This is a genomic window from Streptococcus mitis, from assembly GCF_003942995.1.
Classification (GTDB): Bacteria; Bacillota; Bacilli; order Lactobacillales; family Streptococcaceae; genus Streptococcus; species Streptococcus mitis_CV.
Window position 1 is genome coordinate 1 of sequence record NZ_RJOH01000027.1, and the last position, 18,506, is coordinate 18,506.

The window sequence follows — 18,506 nt, forward strand, 5'->3', positions numbered from 1 at the left end:
GAACTAGAGGTTAGTTTGTTCATATTAAATAATGACGAAAATCAATTTTTAGAAATAAATAGTATGACTAATTATAAATATTATTTAAAAGATGGGGAGTTTATTCGTATTAAGAATAATGAGAAATGTGATATGCATATTTTATTATCATCGGATTTATACGAATCAGATGAATTTAAATAGTGGAAAAGAGTTAACTTTTCTTAAAAGAACATATTAAAGAATATGAAATTATAATTTTAAAAGAATTTCGAACTTTTTTGCTAATTAAAAAATTGGAAAATATTTCGGACAACGTCAAGAATAAGAACTCTCGGATTAAGGAAATGCACCTCCTTAATCCTTTTGTTTTTTATAAGAAATAAAATCGCTTTCTTATATAATCTTTCGGAAAAGTAGTTGCTAAAAGATATAAAAATTGATAGAATAAGGATTGTCTAAAAAATTTTAAGGAGAATCTATCAAATGGATTTCACATGGGCAATTAAATATGCCACTGAATTTTTGGGAACTGCTATTTTGATCATTCTTGGTAATGGTGCAGTTGCTAACGTTGAACTTAAAGGTACGAAAGGTCACCAAAGTGGCTGGCTCGTTATCGCTGTTGGTTACGGTATGGGGGTTATGATTCCAGCTTTGATGTTTGGTAACGTATCAGGTAACCACATCAACCCAGCCTTCACTCTTGGACTTGCAATCAGCGGTCTCTTCCCTTGGGCGCAAGTAGCGCCTTATATCCTTGCACAAGTTTTGGGTGCTATCTTTGGTCAAGCCTTGGTTGTGGCAACACACCGCCCATACTACTTGAAAACTGAAAATCCAAACAATATCCTGGGTACTTTCTCAACAATCTCAAGTTTGGATCAAGGTACAAAAGAATCACATTTTGCAGCAACTGTTAATGGTTTTGTAAATGAGTTTGTTGGATCATTTGTTCTTTTCTTTGCAGCCCTTGGAATGACTAAAAACTTCTTTGGTTCTGAAGTGCTTCAATACATGAAACAAATGGCTAGCCAAGCAGGTCAAAATGTTGACTTTTCTGATTTAGCAATCAAAGCTCAAGTAGCACCACATACTGCTTCAGGACTTTCAGTAGCTCACTTGGCACTTGGATTCCTTGTTATGGCCTTGGTAACATCACTTGGTGGACCTACAGGACCTGCCTTAAACCCAGCCCGTGACTTGGGGCCACGTCTCCTTCATGCTTTCCTTCCAAAATCAGTTCTTGGTGAGCACAAAGGTGATTCAAAATGGTGGTATTCTTGGGTACCAGTAGTAGCACCTATCGCAGCAGCAATTGCGGCAGTAGCTATCTTCAAATTCCTTTACCTATAAGAAATTGAAACCGAGGAAATCCTCGGTTTTTTAGATGAAATTTTACGAAAAAAAGGTAAATCTGAGCATAATTTCTTGTAAAAAATTCTAAAATCCTTTAAAATAAAAGAGTTGGAGGAGTTTATGAATGTAAATCAGATTGTACGGATTATTCCTACTTTAAAAGTTAATAATAGAAAATTAAATGAAACATTTTATATTGAAACCCTTGGCATGAAGGCCTTGTTAGAAGAATCAGCCTTTCTGTCACTAGGTGATCAAACAGGTCTAGAAAAGCTGGTTTTAGAAGAAGCTCCAAGTATGCGCACTCGTAAGGTAGAGGGAAGAAAAAAACTAGCTAGATTGATTGTCAAGGTTGAAAATCCCTTAGAAATTGAAGGACTCTTATCTAAAACAGATTCGATTCATCGATTATATAAAGGTCAAAACGGCTACGCTTTTGAAATTTACTCTCCAGAAGATGATTTGATTTTGATTCATGCGGAAGATGACAGAGAAAATCTAGTAGAAGTAGGAGAAAAACCTGAGTTTCAAACAGATTTGGAGTCAATTTCTTTAAGTAAATTTGAGATTTCTATGGAATTACATTTTCCAACTGATATCGAAAGTTTCTTGGAAGTATCTGAAATTGGGGAATCCCTTGATTTTATCCCAGCTCAGGGTCAAGATTTGACTGTGGACAATACGGTTACTTGGGACTTATCTATGCTCAAGTTCTTGGTCAATGAACTAGATATAGAAAGTCTTCGCCAGAAGTTTGAGTCTACCGAATATTTTATTCCTAAGTCTGAAAAATTCTTCCTTGGTAAAGATAGAAATAATGTTGAATTGTGGTTTGAAGAAGTATGAAGTGGACCAAGATTATTAAAAAAATAGAAGAACAAATCGAGGCAGGGATTTATCCCGGAGCCTCTTTTGCGTATTTTAAGGACAATCAATGGACGGAGTTCTATATTGGCCAGAGTGACCCAGAGCATGGCTTGCAGACTGAGGCAGGACTAGTTTATGACCTAGCTAGTGTAAGCAAGGTTGTTGGGGTTGGCACCGTTTTTACCTTCTTGTGGGATAAAGGTCAATTAGATATTGATAGACCGGTAACAGATTTTTTAGCTGAGAGTGATTATCCAGATATCACTATTCGTCAGCTTTTAACCCACGCTACAGACCTTGATCCGTTTATTCCCAATCGTGATCTTTTAACAGATTCAGAATTAAAGGAAGCTATGTTTCATCTCAATAGACGAAATCAGCCAGCCTTTCTTTATTCGGATGTCCATTTTTTGCTGTTAGGTTTTATCTTGGAAAGAATCTTTAATCAAGACTTGGATGAGATTTTACAGGAGCAAGTTTTTAAACCTTTGGGAATGACGGAAACCAAGTTTGGGCCTGTTGAGCTTGCTGTTCCAACCGTTAGAGGTGTCGAGGCAGGTCTGGTACATGATCCAAAGGCTCGCCTCCTGGGCAGACATGCTGGTAGTGCTGGTTTGTTTTCGACTGTAAAGGATTTACAAATCTTTTTAGAACACTATTTAGCAGATGATTTTGCAAGAGATTTGAGTCAAAATTTTTCTCCTTTGGATGACAAGGAACGTTCTTTGACATGGAATTTGGAAGGAGATTGGCTAGACCATACGGGCTATACAGGTACCTTTATCATGTGGAATCGCCAGAAGCAAGAAGCGGCTATTTTCCTATCGAATCGTACCTATGAAAAGGATGAGAGAGCTCAATGGATTTTAGACCGCAATCAAGTAATGGACTTGATTCGTAAAGAAGAGTAAGGAGAGACATGTCAAACAGTTTAAAAGGGACTTTATTAACAGTTGTGGCTGGTATTGCTTGGGGCTTGTCAGGAACGAGTGGCCAATACCTGATGGCGCACGGAATTTCGGCTCTGGTTTTGACCAACTTGCGTCTTTTAATCGCTGGTGGAATTCTCATGCTCTTGGCTTATGCTACTGCAAAGGATAAAATGCTGGCCTTTTTAAAGGATAGAAAGAGTTTGCTGTCTCTTCTTATTTTTGCTCTAATTGGTCTCTTTCTCAACCAATTTGCCTATCTGTCTGCAATTCAGGAAACCAATGCAGGAACCGCGACTGTGCTTCAGTATGTTTGCCCTGTCGGGATTTTGATTTATAGCTGTATCAAGGATAAGGTAGCACCGACACTGGGAGAGATTGTTTCTATCATATTAGCCATCGGAGGGACCTTTCTGATCGCCACTCATGGGCAGTTGGACCAGTTATCCATGACACCTGCCGGTCTGTTCTGGGGTCTCTTTTCTGCTCTGACTTACGCACTTTATATCATTTTGCCCATAGCCTTGATTAAGAAGTGGGGGAGCAGTTTGGTCATTGGTGTGGGAATGGTCATAGCAGGTTTAGTCGCCCTTCCTTTTACGGGAGTTCTACAGACTGCTATCCTAACTAGTCTTGATTTTCTCCTTGCATTTGCGGGCATTATACTTATCGGGACTGTCTTTGCCTATACAGCCTTTCTAAAAGGAGCTAGTCTGATTGGACCGGTCAAATCAAGTTTGTTGGCTTCAATTGAACCAATCTCGGCGGTTTTCTTTTCCTTCCTAATTATGAATGAACAATTTTATCCCATTGATTTTCTTGGTATGGCAATGATATTGTTTGCTGTAACTCTGATTTCTTTGAAAGATTTACTCTTAGAAAAATAAAAAGACTCTTTGTCCGTGACAGAGAGTTTTTGCATAGTATTCTAATTATTTTCAAGATAAAATTCAAAGCGTTCGCCCACATACTGACTTTTTACGTATTCAAAAGCAGTACCATCTTCTAGGTAGGAAACCTGAGTTAAACCAAGAATAGCATGTCCTTTTTCAACTTCCAAATAGTGAGCAATTTTTTCCTTAGCAAGGCGAGCATAGATGGTCTGCTGTGATTTACCGATACGGTAGCCGTGTTTTTGCAAGGTTTGGAAGAAATGACTGGTGATTTCTTCTTTTTTAAAGTCCTTAATGAATTTTTCAGGAATAGAAGCAACTTCATAAACTAGAGGAACTTGGTCGGCATAGCGAACCCGCTCCATTCGGATAATATTTTCGGTAGGAGAAATTCCTAGTTTAGCAACTTCCTGCTCATTGGGAATGGTTTTTCTGTAGGAAATGAGTTGACTAGAGGGAACTTTGCCTTGGGACTTAACAATTTCAGTAAAACTGGTTGTCCCTCGCATCTTTTCTTGTACCCGAGTACTGGAAACAAAGGTGCCGCTTCCTACACGACGCTCTAAAACGCCTTCTTCGACTAATAGAGATACAGCTTGGCGAAGGGTCATACGACTGACCTCAAACTGCTCTGCTAAGTCTCGTTCACTAGGAAGCCTCTCCCCAATAGCCCAACGATGTTCGTCAATATCCTTTTTAATCTGATCATGGATTTTCATATAAGCGGGTAGCATATTTTTCACTTCATTTCTATCTTTTCTCTATTGTACCCTAATAAACTAGAAAAAGTCAAACTTCGCCTTGTTTAGTTGGTAATTCGCCCTTATTTGTGATAGAATATTGAAAAAAGATATTTCTTTTGAGAAAGGAAAAAGATGAGCAACATTTCAACTGATTTGCAAGATGTAGAAAAAATCATCGTATTGGACTATGGTAGCCAATACAACCAGCTGATTTCACGCCGTATCCGTGAGATTGGTGTTTTTTCAGAACTAAAAAGCCATAAAATTTCAGCTGCTGAAGTTCGTGAAATCAATCCTGTAGGAATTATCCTATCAGGTGGTCCAAACTCTGTATACGAAGATGGTTCATTTGATATTGACCCAGAAATCTTCGAACTCGGAATTCCTATTTTGGGAATTTGTTACGGTATGCAGTTATTGACCCATAAACTTGGAGGAAAAGTTGTTCCTGCAGGTGACGCTGGGAATCGTGAATACGGTCAATCAACTCTTACTCACACACCATCAGCTCTTTTTGAATCAACACCTGATGAACAGACTGTTCTGATGAGCCATGGTGATGCGGTTACTGAAATTCCTGCTGACTTTGTTCGTACTGGAACATCAGCTGACTGCCCATACGCAGCCATTGAAAACCCAGATAAACACATTTACGGTATCCAATTCCACCCAGAAGTTCGTCATTCTGTATACGGAAATGATATCCTTCGTAACTTTGCCCTTAACATTTGTAAGGCTAAAGGCGACTGGACAATGGATAATTTCATCGATATGCAGATCCAAAAAATTCGTGAAACCGTCGGTGATAAACGTGTCCTTCTTGGTCTATCAGGTGGTGTTGACTCTTCAGTTGTTGGGGTTCTTCTCCAAAAGGCTATTGGCGATCAATTAATCTGTATCTTTGTAGACCACGGTCTTCTTCGTAAAGGAGAAGCGGACCAAGTTATGGACATGCTTGGTGGTAAGTTTGGTTTGAATATCGTCAAAGCAGACGCTGCTAAACGTTTCCTTGACAAACTTGCTGGCGTTTCTGACCCTGAACAAAAACGTAAAATCATCGGTAACGAGTTTGTGTATGTATTTGATGACGAAGCAAGCAAGCTCAAAGATGTGAAATTCCTTGCTCAAGGTACCTTATACACAGACGTTATCGAGTCTGGTACGGATACAGCTCAAACTATCAAGTCACACCACAACGTGGGTGGTCTTCCAGAAGACATGCAATTTGAATTGATTGAACCACTCAATACTCTTTATAAAGATGAGGTTCGTGCTCTTGGTACAGAACTTGGTATGCCAGACCATATCGTATGGCGCCAACCATTCCCAGGACCAGGACTTGCTATCCGTGTGATGGGTGAAATTACTGAAGAGAAACTAGAAACCGTTCGTGAATCAGACGCTATCCTGCGTGAGGAAATTGCCAAAGCTGGCCTTGACCGTGATATCTGGCAATACTTCACAGTTAATACAGGTGTTCGTTCAGTCGGTGTTATGGGTGACGGTCGTACGTATGACTACACAATTGCAATCCGTGCTATCACTTCTATCGATGGTATGACAGCTGATTTTGCTAAAATTCCATGGGAAGTACTTCAAAAAATCTCAGTGCGTATCGTAAATGAAGTGGATCATGTTAACCGCATCGTCTATGATATTACAAGTAAACCACCTGCAACAGTTGAGTGGGAATAGTCATCTAAGGACTAATTTATGTAGTTTAATGAGCCAGTATCATTGGATACTGGTTTTTACTTTTCTAGACTTTTTGGCTACTTGTTAAAATTGGTTTATATTCGATAGTTTAACAATTATTATACAAAGTTTAAAAGATTAGAATTGTCAAAACAATCACTCTAGGCTTGATTTTATCACTTATTTACTATAAAATGAGAAGGAAAAACGTCAAACTTTTATATTGCAAATAGGAGAAATCATGACAAAAACATTAAAACGTCCTGAGGTTTTATCACCTGCAGGGACTTTAGAGAAGCTAAAAGTAGCTGTTCAGTATGGAGCAGATGCTGTCTTTATCGGTGGTCAGGCCTATGGTCTCCGTAGCCGTGCAGGTAACTTTACCTTTGAACAGATGGAAGAAGGCGTGCAGTTTGCGGCTAAGTATGGAGCTAAGGTCTATGTAGCTGCCAATATGGTTATGCACGAAGGAAATGAAGCTGGTGCTGGTGAGTGGTTCCGTAAACTGCGTGATATCGGGATTGCAGCAGTTATCGTATCTGACCCAGCCTTGATTATGATTGCAGCAACAGAAGCACCAGGTCTTGAAATCCACCTCTCTACCCAAGCAAGTGCCACTAACTATGAAACTCTTGAGTTCTGGAAAGAACTAGGCTTAACTCGTGTCGTTTTGGCGCGTGAGGTTTCAATGGAAGAATTGGCAGAAATTCGCAAACGTACAGACGTTGAGATTGAAGCCTTTGTTCATGGAGCTATGTGTATTTCCTACTCAGGTCGTTGTACTCTTTCAAACCACATGAGTATGCGTGATGCCAACCGTGGTGGTTGTTCACAGTCTTGTCGCTGGAAATACGATCTTTACGACATGCCATTTGGTCAAGAACGTAAGAGCCTTAAAGGTGAAATTCCAGAAGAATTTTCAATGTCAGCCGTTGATATGTCCATGATTGACCATATCCCAGATATGATTGAAAACGGTGTGGACAGTCTCAAGATTGAAGGACGTATGAAGTCTATTCACTACGTATCAACAGTAACAAACTGCTACAAGGCAGCTGTTGATGCTTATCTAGAAAGTCCAGAGAAGTTTGAAGCTATCAAGCAGGACTTGATTGATGAAATGTGGAAGGTTGCCCAACGTGAATTAGCAACAGGTTTCTACTATGGTACACCATCTGAAAATGAGCAGTTGTTTGGTGCTCGTCGTAAAATTCCTGAGTATAAGTTTGTCGCTGAAGTGGTTTCTTACGATGATGCGACACAAACAGCAACCATTCGCCAACGGAACGTCATTAACGAAGGGGACCAAGTTGAGTTTTATGGCCCAGGTTTCCGTCATTTTGAGACTTATATCGAAGATTTGCATGATGCTAAAGGAAATAAGATCGATCGCGCTCCAAATCCAATGGAACTATTGACTATCAAGGTTCCACAACCTGTTCAAGCTGGAGATATGGTTCGAGCTCTCAAAGAAGGTCTCATCAATCTTTATAAGGAAGATGGAACCAGCGTCACAGTTCGTGCTTAATAAATATGTAGGGGACGAAAGCTTTCTAGTTGCTTTCCCTTTAATCCTATTTACTAAAAGAACATTAGGTTAAAAAAATATATTAATTTCCATCCGAGATTTCATCTCGGATTTTTTCATTATTTTTCAGAAAGACCTAGATAATAGACGGATTTATTACAAGTTTTTTCCAAAATTTTCTATATAATAGACTTAAAAATAGTAAAATTGTAAATAATTTTCATTAAACGCTTTCAATGTTAGTAAAAAGTTGACAAATCCAATTTTTAGGACTAAACTAAGTAAGTAAATTTTAATTAAAAGGAGAATTCGTCATGAATTTAACATTTTTCGGTCTATGTCTTGCCTGTATGGGTGTATCTCTTGGTGAAGGTATGTTGATGAACGGTTTGTTGAAATCAGTTGCTCGCCAACCAGATATCATCTCAGAACTACGTAGTTTGATGATCCTAGGGGTTGCCTTTATTGAAGGTACTTTCTTCGTTACTCTTGTCTTTTCATTTATCATCAAATAAAAGAAGTATAAATTGAAAAAGGGAGGATTTTAGATGGAAGAAAGTATTAATCCAACCATCAATATTGGTCCTGTTACCTTTAATTTAACCATAGTAGTTTTGACTTTGTTGACTGTAGCACTTATTTTTGGCTTTATTTATTGGGCAACTCGAAATATGACTTTGAGACCCATAGGAAAACAAAATGTATTAGAGTATTTATTTGATTTTGTTGTTGGATTTACAAAATCAAACCTTGGTCCAATGATAAAGGATTATTCTCTCTTTTATTTCTGTTTATTCCTATTTATGGCCATTGCAAATAATATTGGCTTAATGGCTAGAATTCAGACTACAGATGGTGTAAATCTTTGGACCTCACCAACAGCAAATTTGTCATTTGACTTGGTCTTGTCTTTTACAATTATCTTAATGACCCACGTAGAAGGAATTCGTCGTCGTGGAATCAAAAAGTATTTAAAAGCATTTGTAACACCAGGTTTTATGACACCAATGAATCTCTTAGAAGAAGTTACCAATCTCCTTTCACTTGCATTGCGGGTCTTTGGTAATATCTTTGCAGGGGAAGTGATGGCAAGTATGTTAGTCCTACTTTCTCATCAGGCCTTCTATTGGTATCCTATTGCTTTTGGAACAAATCTAATCTGGACTNCATTTTCTGTTTTTATTTCTTGTGTACAAGCATATGTATTTACATTGTTATCTTCAATGTACCTAGGAAATAAAATTAATGATGAAGAATAGAAAGGAGTAGTTTATGAATGTAACAGTAGGTGAATTACTTGGTGATTTTATACTAATCGCTGGTTCCTTTATTCTCTTGCTAGTCTTGGTTAAGAAATACGCTTGGTCAAATTTGGCTAGCATTTTCGAACAAAGAGCAGAAAAAATTGCAGCAGATATTGACGGAGCTGAACAAGCACGTCAAAAAGCAGAAGTATTGGCTCAGAAACGCGAAGATGAATTGGCTGGTAGCCGTAAAGAAGCTAAGACAATCATTGAGAATGCGAAAGAAACAGCTGAGAAAAGTAAGGCTAGTATTTTAGCAGATGCTAAACTAGAAGCAGGACGCTTAAAAGAAAAAGCAAACCAAGAAATTGCTCAAAACAAAGCTGAAGCTTTACAAAGCGTTAAGGGTGAGGTAGCAGATTTGACAATCAGCTTGGCTGGTAAAATCATCTCACAAAACCTTGACGGTCATGCCCATAAAGAACTCATTGATCAGTATATCGATCAGCTAGGAGAAGCTTAATGGACAAGAAAACAGTAAAGGTAATTGAAAAATACAGCATGCCTTTTGTCCAATTGGTACTTGAAAAAGGAGAAGAAGACCGTATCTTTTCAGACTTGACTCAAATCAAGCAAGTTGCTGAAGAAACAGGTTTACCTTCTTTTTTAAAAAAAGTGGCAGTAGATGAGTCTGACAAGGAAAAAACGATTGCGTTCTTCCAAGACTCAGTGTCACCTTTATTGCAAAACTTGATCCAGGTTCTTATCTACAATCACAGAGCAAATCTTTTTTATGATGTGCTTGTAGATTGCTTGAACCGACTTGAAAAAGAAACAAATCGATTTGAAGTGACGATTACGTCTGCTCATCCTCTAACTGATGAACAGAAGAGTCGCTTGCTCCCTTTGATTGAGAAAAAAATGTCTCTGAAAGTGCGGAGTGTAAAAGAAGAAATCGATGAAAGTCTCATTGGTGGTTTTGTCATTTTTGCCAATCACAAGACAATTGATGTGAGTATTAAACAACAACTTAAAGTTGTTAAAGAAAATTTGAAATAGAAAGTGGTGTTCTTTTGGCAATTAACGCACAAGAAATCAGCGCTTTAATTAAGCAACAAATTGAAAATTTCAAACCCAATTTTGATGTGACTGAGACAGGTGTTGTAACCTATATCGGGGACGGTATCGCGCGTGCTCACGGCCTTGAAAATGCCATGAGCGGAGAGTTGTTGATTTTTGAAAACGGCTCTTATGGTATGGCTCAAAACTTGGAGTCAACAGACGTTGGTATTATCATCCTAGGTGACTTTACAGATATCCGTGAAGGCGATACAATCCGCCGTACAGGTAAAATCATGGAAGTCCCAGTAGGTGAAAGTCTGATTGGTCGTGTTGTGGACCCACTTGGCCGTCCAGTTGACGGTCTTGGAGAAATCCACACTGATAAAACTCGTCCAGTTGAAGCGCCAGCTCCTGGTGTTATGCAACGTAAATCTGTATCAGAACCATTGCAGACTGGTTTGAAAGCTATTGACGCCCTTGTACCGATTGGTCGTGGTCAACGTGAGTTGATTATCGGTGACCGTCAGACAGGGAAAACAACTATTGCGATTGACACAATCTTGAACCAAAAAGGTCAAGATATGATTTGTATCTATGTCGCGATTGGACAGAAAGAATCAACAGTTCGTACGCAAGTAGAAACACTACGTCAGTACGGTGCCTTGGACTACACAATCGTTGTGACAGCCTCTGCTTCACAACCATCTCCATTGCTTTTCCTAGCTCCTTATGCTGGGGTTGCCATGGCGGAAGAATTTATGTACCAAGGTAAGCATGTTTTGATCGTTTATGATGATTTATCAAAACAAGCGGTAGCTTATCGTGAACTGTCACTCTTGCTTCGTCGTCCTCCAGGTCGTGAAGCTTTCCCAGGGGATGTTTTCTACCTTCACAGCCGTTTGCTTGAGCGCTCAGCTAAAGTTTCTGATGAACTTGGTGGTGGATCAATTACTGCCCTACCATTTATCGAGACACAAGCAGGAGATATCTCTGCCTATATCGCAACCAACGTGATTTCAATCACTGATGGACAAATCTTCCTTGGTGATGGTCTCTTCAATGCGGGTATTCGTCCAGCCATCGATGCGGGTTCATCTGTATCTCGTGTAGGTGGTTCTGCACAAATCAAAGCCATGAAAAAGGTTGCTGGTACACTTCGTATCGACCTTGCTTCATACCGTGAGTTGGAAGCCTTCACTAAGTTTGGTTCTGACTTGGATGCGGCAACACAGGCTAAGTTGAACCGTGGACGTCGTACAGTTGAAGTCTTGAAACAACCTGTTCACAAACCATTACCTGTTGAGAAACAAGTAACCATTCTCTATGCTTTGACACATGGTTTCTTGGATACTGTTCCAGTAGATGATATTGTTCGTTTCGAGGAAGAGTTCCATGCCTTCTTTGATGCTCAACATCCAGAGATTTTGGAAACCATTCGTGATACAAAAGACTTGCCAGAAGAAGCAGTCTTGGATGCTGCGATTACAGAGTTTCTCAATCAAACCAGCTTCCAATAAGAATAGAGGTGTCAGATGGCAGTATCTCTAAATGATATTAAAACAAAAATCGCCTCAACAAAAAATACGAGTCAAATCACAAATGCCATGCAGATGGTATCAGCTGCTAAGCTAGGTCGTTCTGAAGAAGCTGCTCGCAACTTCCAAGTTTATGCTCAGAAAGTTCGTAAACTTTTGACGGATATTCTTCATGGGAATGGAGCTGGTAGTTCAACCAATCCGATGTTGATTAGCCGTCCAGTTAAGAAGACAGGCTATATCGTCATTACATCAGACCGAGGTTTGGTTGGAGGTTATAATTCTTCTATTTTGAAAGCCGTTATGGAGCTGAAAGAAGAATACCATCCAGACGGTAAAGGTTTTGAAATGATCTGTATTGGTGGAATGGGAGCTGATTTCTTTAAAGCTCGTGGTATTCAACCACTTTATGAACTACGTGGCTTGGCAGATCAACCTAGCTTTGATGAAGTTCGTAAGATTATTTCAAAAACAGTTGAAATGTACCAAAATGAACTTTTTGATGAGCTCTATGTTTGCTACAACCACCATGTCAATACGCTAACTAGTCAAATGCGTGTGGAACAAATGCTTCCGATTGTTGACTTGGATCCAAATGAAGCGGATGAAGACTACAGCTTAACTTTTGAATTGGAAACCAGCCGAGAAGAAATTTTGGAGCAGTTGTTGCCTCAGTTTGCAGAAAGTATGATTTACGGGGCTATTATCGATGCCAAGACAGCTGAAAATGCTGCTGGTATGACAGCCATGCAAACAGCGACAGATAATGCTAAGAAAGTCATTAATGATTTGACAATTCAGTATAACCGTGCCAGACAGGCGGCGATTACACAAGAAATTACAGAAATCGTAGCAGGAGCTAGTGCCTTAGAATAGGCTCTAGTCCAGCTCGTATGAAAATGAACTTATACTCAATGAAAATCAAAGAGCAAACTAGGAAGCTAGCCGCAGGCTGTACTTGAGTACGGTAAGGCGACGCTGACGTGGTTTGAAGAGATTTGCGAAGAGTATTAGGACCTAGTTGAGCTAGGAACTGACAGTATCTTATATAGAATAGGAGAAGGAGATGAGTTCAGGTAAAATTGCTCAGGTTATCGGTCCCGTTGTAGACGTCTTGTTTGCAGCAGGGGAAAAACTTCCTGAGATTAACAATGCACTTGTCGTCTACAAAAATGACGAAAGAAAAACAAAAATCGTCCTTGAAGTAGCCTTAGAGTTGGGAGATGGTATGGTTCGTACTATCGCCATGGAATCAACAGATGGTTTGACTCGTGGAATGGAAGTATTGGACACAGGTCGTCCAATCTCTGTACCAGTAGGTAAAGAAACTTTGGGACGTGTCTTCAATGTTTTGGGAGATACCATTGACTTGGAAGCTCCTTTTACAGAAGACGCAGAGCGTCAGCCGATTCATAAAAAAGCTCCAACTTTTGATGAGTTGTCTACCTCTTCTGAAATCCTTGAAACAGGGATTAAGGTTATCGACCTTCTTGCCCCTTACCTAAAAGGTGGTAAGGTTGGACTTTTCGGTGGTGCCGGGGTTGGTAAAACCGTCTTAATCCAAGAATTGATTCACAACATTGCCCAAGAACACGGTGGTATTTCAGTATTTACCGGTGTTGGGGAACGTACTCGTGAGGGGAATGACCTTTACTGGGAAATGAAAGAATCAGGCGTTATCGAGAAAACAGCCATGGTATTTGGTCAGATGAATGAGCCACCAGGAGCACGTATGCGTGTTGCTCTTACTGGTTTGACAATTGCTGAATATTTCCGTGATGTGGAAGGCCAAGACGTGCTTCTCTTTATCGATAATATCTTCCGTTTCACTCAGGCTGGTTCAGAAGTATCTGCCCTTTTGGGTCGTATGCCATCAGCTGTTGGTTACCAACCAACACTTGCTACGGAAATGGGTCAATTGCAAGAGCGTATCACATCAACCAAGAAGGGTTCTGTAACCTCTATCCAGGCTATCTATGTGCCAGCGGATGACTATACTGACCCAGCACCAGCAACAGCCTTCGCTCACTTGGACTCAACAACTAACTTGGAACGTAAGTTGGTACAATTGGGTATCTACCCAGCCGTTGACCCACTTGCTTCAAGCTCACGTGCCTTGGCACCTGAAATCGTTGGAGAAGAGCACTATGCAGTTGCTGCTGAAGTAAAACGTGTTCTTCAACGTTACCATGAATTGCAAGATATCATTGCTATCCTTGGTATGGATGAGCTTTCTGATGAAGAAAAGACCTTGGTTGCTCGTGCCCGTCGTATCCAGTTCTTCTTGTCACAAAACTTTAACGTTGCGGAACAATTTACTGGTCAGCCTGGTTCTTATGTTCCAGTAGCTGAAACTGTTCGTGGCTTTAAGGAAATCCTTGATGGTAAACACGACCACTTGCCAGAAGATGCCTTCCGTGGTGTAGGTTCTATCGAAGATGTGATTGCAAAAGCTGAAAAAATGGGATTTTAAGAGGTGATCTATGGCTCAGTTAACTGTCCAGATCGTGACACCAGATGGTCTCGTCTATGATCACCATGCCAGCTATGTATCGGTTCGAACTCTGGATGGTGAGATGGGGATCTTGCCACGACATGAAAATATGATTGCGGTTTTAGCAGTTGATGAAGTAAAGGTAAAACGTATTGATGATGAAGATCACGTGAACTGGATTGCAGTAAACGGAGGCGTTATTGAAATTGCCAATGATACCATCACAATCGTTGCTGATTCTGCAGAACGTGCTCGTGATATCGATGTTAGTCGTGCAGAACGTGCCAAACTTCGAGCAGAGCGTGAAATTGAAGAAGCACAAGACAAACACTTGATTGACCAAGAACGTCGTGCTAAGATTGCACTTCAACGTGCCATTAACCGTATTAATGTCGGAAAAAGACTATAATAAAAAAAGAGCCTGAGACTATTGTCCCAGACTCTTTTTTATTTTCAGGAGGCAAAATGATAACAGAATTACAATCAACACGCTATATTGTCGTTTCATTTTTAATACGTGAAATGGAAATTGATATTGTTGAGGCCCTAACTATTATGGCTGAATTAGAAAAAAGTGGCTTGGTTCAGTTGGAATCAAGTGGAGATTTAATACTCAAAGAACTTGGAAGAGCGCACAAAATCCCCTCATCTGAAAGCGTTTCAGATTAAGTTCCGCTATGGCGGAAGTTAGTGTGAGACGTTTGAATGCGGTTAAAGGTTAGTTTTTAGAACTTATGTTGGAGTAATTTAGACGACTGGCAGACGTCTTCTGCAGGTACTTTAGAAATGCCGAGAAGTTTAGGAATTTCTTCTCCATAGGTAAATACAAAGAGCTCATAGGCTGACTTTCCATTCAAAGCAGCACGTTTGACGCTGTTGACATGCGAACAAACGAGATTAATATCCTCTTGAGTTAAATTGTCAAAAGAAGTTCCTTTAGGTAGAATGTCGCGAATCAGCGTGTGATTTTTCTCAATTCTCCCTTTCTGGTCAGAGCGATTAGGGTCACAAAAGAAGAGTTTACTCTCTCCTCGCACATTCATTTCGATATCATCAACCCTGGCAAACTCTCCACCATTATCGGTAAGAATGACAGGAAAGAGTTGGAAGAAATCTTTATCCGCTTGGTGAAGAGTGTTCTTGATATCATTGCGATCTGAAAGGTTAAGGTGTTTGTGTTTTGTCATAGTAGATCTCGTTTCTAACTCAAACGTCTCATACTTAATTCCACTATAAAAATTGGTTTTATACTAATTCCCACTTTGACCAGACAAGTGGAAGTTACTTTGAGAAGTTACGCCAAAATTTTTAGCGTATACAGGATTGTGTTTTTTGTTGAAGAATTATGATTAAACTGCTATAATGAATAGATGGTTTGATGTGTATTATCGCAAAATAGTATAGATTATCTCATGTTGTTATAATTTGTTTTTTGAATAAATTGCTATATTTGTAGCTATGAGAACTATAGTAATTTTTAGTTATCAAGGCATCAATCATAATTCATTATTTTAGAAGCACTGCATCCCGTGTTTTTTATTTTGAATTAGTTCAGTTAACAAGAGGAGGACAAATGGAACAAAAATCGAATTCATTAAGTAGAGTCAAGCGACATCAGAGTGAGAAGGTGTTACGCTTTTCAATTCGTAAATATAGTTTTGGAGCAGCATCAGTAGCTGTTGCAGCTCTGATGTTTTTAGGAACACACGGAGTAAGTGCAGATAATCTTGAGGTCAAACCTGATGGAGTTACTGCAGATGTAGTTGACAATAAAGTCAGAGAAGATAAAGCAACCAATATTTTAGTAGACGATTCGAGAACTGCTGAAGTTGCAAATGCCACAGCCAACACCACAGGGACTCCTGTTGCTTTCGAAAATAAAGTAGAACCACCAAAGGATACTGTTGTTCCTAATTCAGTTGAAGCACCTAATTTGAAACAACAAAAAGTCGATACTGTCGATAAAACTAAACTACGTAAAGTGGTTGGCGAACTAAATCAACTTTTAGACAGCAAAAAAACATTAAAATCTTCAGTTGTTTCTTTGATTAAAGTGAGATTATTAAAGGCACAAGTGTTGTTAACTAGTTCTGATGCAGTACAAGGTGATATTGATAGTCTGGCAGAAACGTTGTCTAATGATTTTACAACGTTATCAAGCTTAAAAGATGAGGAATTACAAAACGAAGAACATTCTAATAATGCAGAAGATGTAAACCGCGTTGCAGGTTCAGAAGAAGTTGGCTCATCAGTCAATGGTAAGAATAAACTCAATGCCTCAGTTGCAGAATTAGAAGCGGCAGTGCTCGAGTTGCCAGAAGATGAATCAACTAAAGAAGTCCTTGGTAAAGCGAAAGAACTGTTATCGCTAGCACAGAGTACACTAGCAAATACGACTGTAGCTGCTAGTGAGGTCGAAGATTTGACTGGACGCGTGAAGCGAATGTTTAACTCTGTTAAGATTGCTACCCTACGTTTAACTTCGGGTTCACATGATCCTCGTAATGGACGAAATATGGGTGTTGGTTCGCAATTTAGAGCAGATTCTTCGACAACTTCAGGAGCATTAACTAATATTAAATATTTTGCTTCTGTAAATCCGAGAGGTACGACAAGAAATAATAATCCAGAGCTAACAAAAACTAAAACAGACATTAAGTCATACTATGTGCAAGATTCTGAAGGAAAATGGATTGTTTATGACGTCTTCTTCAATAATAATGCTAAAAGAATTGTATCTCCGGGGCAAAAACAACACTACTATTTCCAACTTCCATTTAATATTATGGATTCTAGCAATACGGTTAGAGATCTTACTTTTACACGTTATAGAAGCGTAGGTGGAACTAGATTATCAGATGGATTTGATGGATTCGTTCCGTATGGAAATGAAGCGAGAATTTCTCAGGGAGAAGTGTTTGCTGGACAAAAAGATAGAATTTTCAACAACGATAGATATACTATGTATGACCCTAATTCAGGGGCTTATACTGATGATAGAAAAAAACAAGTATTCAAATCTAATGCAAATGATCAAACATTGAATACAGCCGTAAGAGATAAAAACGGAAATTATCCTCGAGCATCTTATTATCTAGGTTTAGATATAGCACCTGGAGAAAACTTAGAATATGCGATTCATATGCATGCTAAGGTTAAATTGAAAAATGATGTGACAGAAGCAGAAGCAAATAGATATGGTCGAGTTTTTGCTGCTACTGTGGGAGAGCAGATTGCATCAAATGAATCTTATGTTATGTATGGGACTACAGCTCTAACTCCTAGAGATACAACACCACCAACTATCACAGCCAATAATGCTACAGTAACTAGAAATGAAGCAATACCAGCTATTTCAGTGACTGCTGTTGATAACAATGGCGGAGTTGGAATGCGTACCACAAAACCAATAGAAGTCACAGGCTTACCGACAGGCTTAAGTTATGCCAATAACCAAATTACAGGAACTCCAACGGCAGCTAAAGGGAATTACAATGTAACGATTAAAGCCTATGATAAGAACAATAATCCTGCCACAAAAAATATTGTTATTACGGTACAAGAACAAACGGCTAAGTATAATCCGACAGGTGCAGAGCTAACGGTTAATCAAAACCACGTGCCTACAGATGCGGAAATCACAGGAAAAGTAAGCGGTCATGGACCAGGAACGCTTACAGTCGTAAGTAAACCAGCAACAGCTACTGCAGGTAATGCCGGAAACGCAGTCGTAAGAGTTACTTATCCAGATACATCAACAGATACTGTTAATGTACCAATTAAGGTAAAAGACGTAACAGGACCGACAGTCACAGCTAATGGCGCAACCGTTACAAGAAAAGAAGCGATTACGGCGATTCCAGTAACAGTAGCGGATAATACAGGTGGGGTTGGTTTACGTGGTCAAAACCCAGTTCAAGTGACAGGTTTACCGACAGGCTTAAGTTATGCCAATAACCAAATTACGGGAACACCAACGGCAGCTAAAGGGAATTACAATGTAACGATTACAGCCTATGACAAGAATGACAATCCTACTACAAAAACGATTACAATCAAGGTTCAGGACCAAACGGATAAGTATAATCCGACAGGTGCAGAGCTAACGGTTAATCAAAACCACGTGCCTACAGATGCGGAAATCACAGGAAAAGTAAGTGGTCATGGGCCAGGAACAC

Annotated in this window: 18 protein-coding genes and 2 pseudogenes; 18 read left to right on the forward strand and 2 right to left on the reverse strand. The window is 39.5% G+C overall.

Annotated features, from left to right (window positions below; all coding sequences use genetic code 11):
- From D8836_RS11275 to D8836_RS10340, 5 genes are all read left to right on the forward strand, one after another.
- Positions 1–183: hypothetical protein (locus D8836_RS11275; RefSeq protein WP_221763030.1), on the forward strand; the 183-nt coding region annotated here is incomplete at its 5' end.
- Positions 184–465: 282 nt separating this feature from the next.
- Positions 466–1,335, forward strand: coding sequence for an aquaglyceroporin Gla (gla, locus tag D8836_RS10325; protein ID WP_125393927.1), 870 nt, complete (start codon positions 466–468; stop codon positions 1,333–1,335).
- 123 nt (positions 1,336–1,458) lie between these two features.
- Positions 1,459–2,184, forward strand: a complete 726-nt coding sequence (locus D8836_RS10330) for a CppA N-terminal domain-containing protein (protein ID WP_125393928.1) — start codon at positions 1,459–1,461, stop codon at positions 2,182–2,184.
- Positions 2,181–3,116, forward strand: coding sequence for a serine hydrolase domain-containing protein (locus D8836_RS10335; RefSeq protein ID WP_125393929.1), 936 nt, complete (start codon positions 2,181–2,183; stop codon positions 3,114–3,116). The genes D8836_RS10330 and D8836_RS10335 overlap by 4 nt, the downstream gene beginning before the upstream one ends.
- Before the next feature lie 8 nt (positions 3,117–3,124).
- A complete protein-coding gene (locus tag D8836_RS10340; protein ID WP_125393930.1) occupies positions 3,125–4,021 on the forward strand; it encodes a DMT family transporter in 897 nt (298 codons plus the stop codon).
- Between the two features lie 41 nt (positions 4,022–4,062).
- On the opposite strand, the gene D8836_RS10345 is transcribed toward D8836_RS10340, so the two are convergent.
- The gene (locus D8836_RS10345; RefSeq protein WP_000936193.1) at positions 4,063–4,761 is read right to left on the reverse strand and encodes a GntR family transcriptional regulator; all 699 of its coding nucleotides are present in this window, start codon (positions 4,759–4,761) and stop codon (positions 4,063–4,065) included.
- A gap of 141 nt (positions 4,762–4,902) precedes the next feature.
- On the opposite strand from D8836_RS10345, the gene guaA reads away from it, so the two are divergent.
- The 11 genes from guaA to D8836_RS10400 all read left to right on the forward strand — a co-directional run bounded on the left by guaA (position 4,903) and on the right by D8836_RS10400 (position 14,997).
- On the forward strand, positions 4,903–6,465 hold the full coding sequence (gene guaA, locus D8836_RS10350; RefSeq protein ID WP_000065714.1) for a glutamine-hydrolyzing GMP synthase: 1,563 nt from the start codon (positions 4,903–4,905) through the stop codon (positions 6,463–6,465).
- A 241-nt stretch (positions 6,466–6,706) separates the two neighbouring features.
- On the forward strand, positions 6,707–7,993 hold the full coding sequence (locus tag D8836_RS10355; protein ID WP_049535202.1) for a peptidase U32 family protein: 1,287 nt from the start codon (positions 6,707–6,709) through the stop codon (positions 7,991–7,993).
- 314 nt (positions 7,994–8,307) lie between these two features.
- Entirely contained in the window at positions 8,308–8,508 is a 201-nt protein-coding gene (locus D8836_RS10360; RefSeq protein ID WP_001054560.1) for a F0F1 ATP synthase subunit C, read from the forward strand.
- A 33-nt stretch (positions 8,509–8,541) separates the two neighbouring features.
- On the forward strand, positions 8,542–9,252 hold the full coding sequence (gene atpB / locus D8836_RS10365; RefSeq protein WP_125393931.1) for a F0F1 ATP synthase subunit A: 711 nt from the start codon (positions 8,542–8,544) through the stop codon (positions 9,250–9,252).
- A gap of 13 nt (positions 9,253–9,265) precedes the next feature.
- Positions 9,266–9,760, forward strand: a complete 495-nt coding sequence (atpF, locus tag D8836_RS10370; protein WP_020902744.1) for a F0F1 ATP synthase subunit B — start codon at positions 9,266–9,268, stop codon at positions 9,758–9,760.
- The gene (locus tag D8836_RS10375) at positions 9,760–10,296 is read left to right on the forward strand and encodes a F0F1 ATP synthase subunit delta (protein ID WP_125393932.1); all 537 of its coding nucleotides are present in this window, start codon (positions 9,760–9,762) and stop codon (positions 10,294–10,296) included. The genes atpF and D8836_RS10375 overlap by 1 nt, the downstream gene beginning before the upstream one ends.
- Before the next feature lie 14 nt (positions 10,297–10,310).
- Positions 10,311–11,816 (forward strand): F0F1 ATP synthase subunit alpha, encoded by a 1,506-nt coding sequence (gene atpA / locus D8836_RS10380; protein WP_000996629.1) that lies wholly within the window; start codon positions 10,311–10,313, stop codon positions 11,814–11,816.
- A gap of 15 nt (positions 11,817–11,831) precedes the next feature.
- Complete coding sequence (locus tag D8836_RS10385; protein WP_125393933.1) at positions 11,832–12,710, forward strand: F0F1 ATP synthase subunit gamma; 879 nt, start codon at positions 11,832–11,834, stop codon at positions 12,708–12,710.
- A 190-nt stretch (positions 12,711–12,900) separates the two neighbouring features.
- Positions 12,901–14,307, forward strand: a complete 1,407-nt coding sequence (gene atpD, locus D8836_RS10390) for a F0F1 ATP synthase subunit beta (RefSeq protein WP_000094357.1) — start codon at positions 12,901–12,903, stop codon at positions 14,305–14,307.
- 10 nt (positions 14,308–14,317) lie between these two features.
- Positions 14,318–14,737: a F0F1 ATP synthase subunit epsilon gene (locus D8836_RS10395; RefSeq protein WP_084926882.1), complete on the forward strand. Its 420-nt coding sequence runs from the start codon at positions 14,318–14,320 to the stop codon at positions 14,735–14,737.
- 56 nt (positions 14,738–14,793) lie between these two features.
- Positions 14,794–14,997, forward strand: coding sequence for a hypothetical protein (locus D8836_RS10400; protein WP_125393934.1), 204 nt, complete (start codon positions 14,794–14,796; stop codon positions 14,995–14,997).
- A 56-nt stretch (positions 14,998–15,053) separates the two neighbouring features.
- On the opposite strand, the pseudogene D8836_RS10405 reads toward D8836_RS10400, so the two are convergent.
- Positions 15,054–15,476 (reverse strand): annotated as a pseudogene (locus tag D8836_RS10405) (transposase); the annotation flags it as partial.
- Between the two features lie 425 nt (positions 15,477–15,901).
- On the opposite strand from D8836_RS10405, the pseudogene D8836_RS11580 reads away from it, so the two are divergent.
- Together D8836_RS11580 and D8836_RS10410 are read left to right on the forward strand one after the other, a co-directional pair.
- Positions 15,902–16,003: pseudogene (locus D8836_RS11580) on the forward strand (YSIRK-type signal peptide-containing protein); the annotation flags it as partial.
- Positions 16,004–16,402: 399 nt separating this feature from the next.
- On the forward strand, positions 16,403–18,506 hold a 2,104-nt coding region (locus D8836_RS10410), incomplete at its 3' end, for a putative Ig domain-containing protein (protein WP_260468290.1).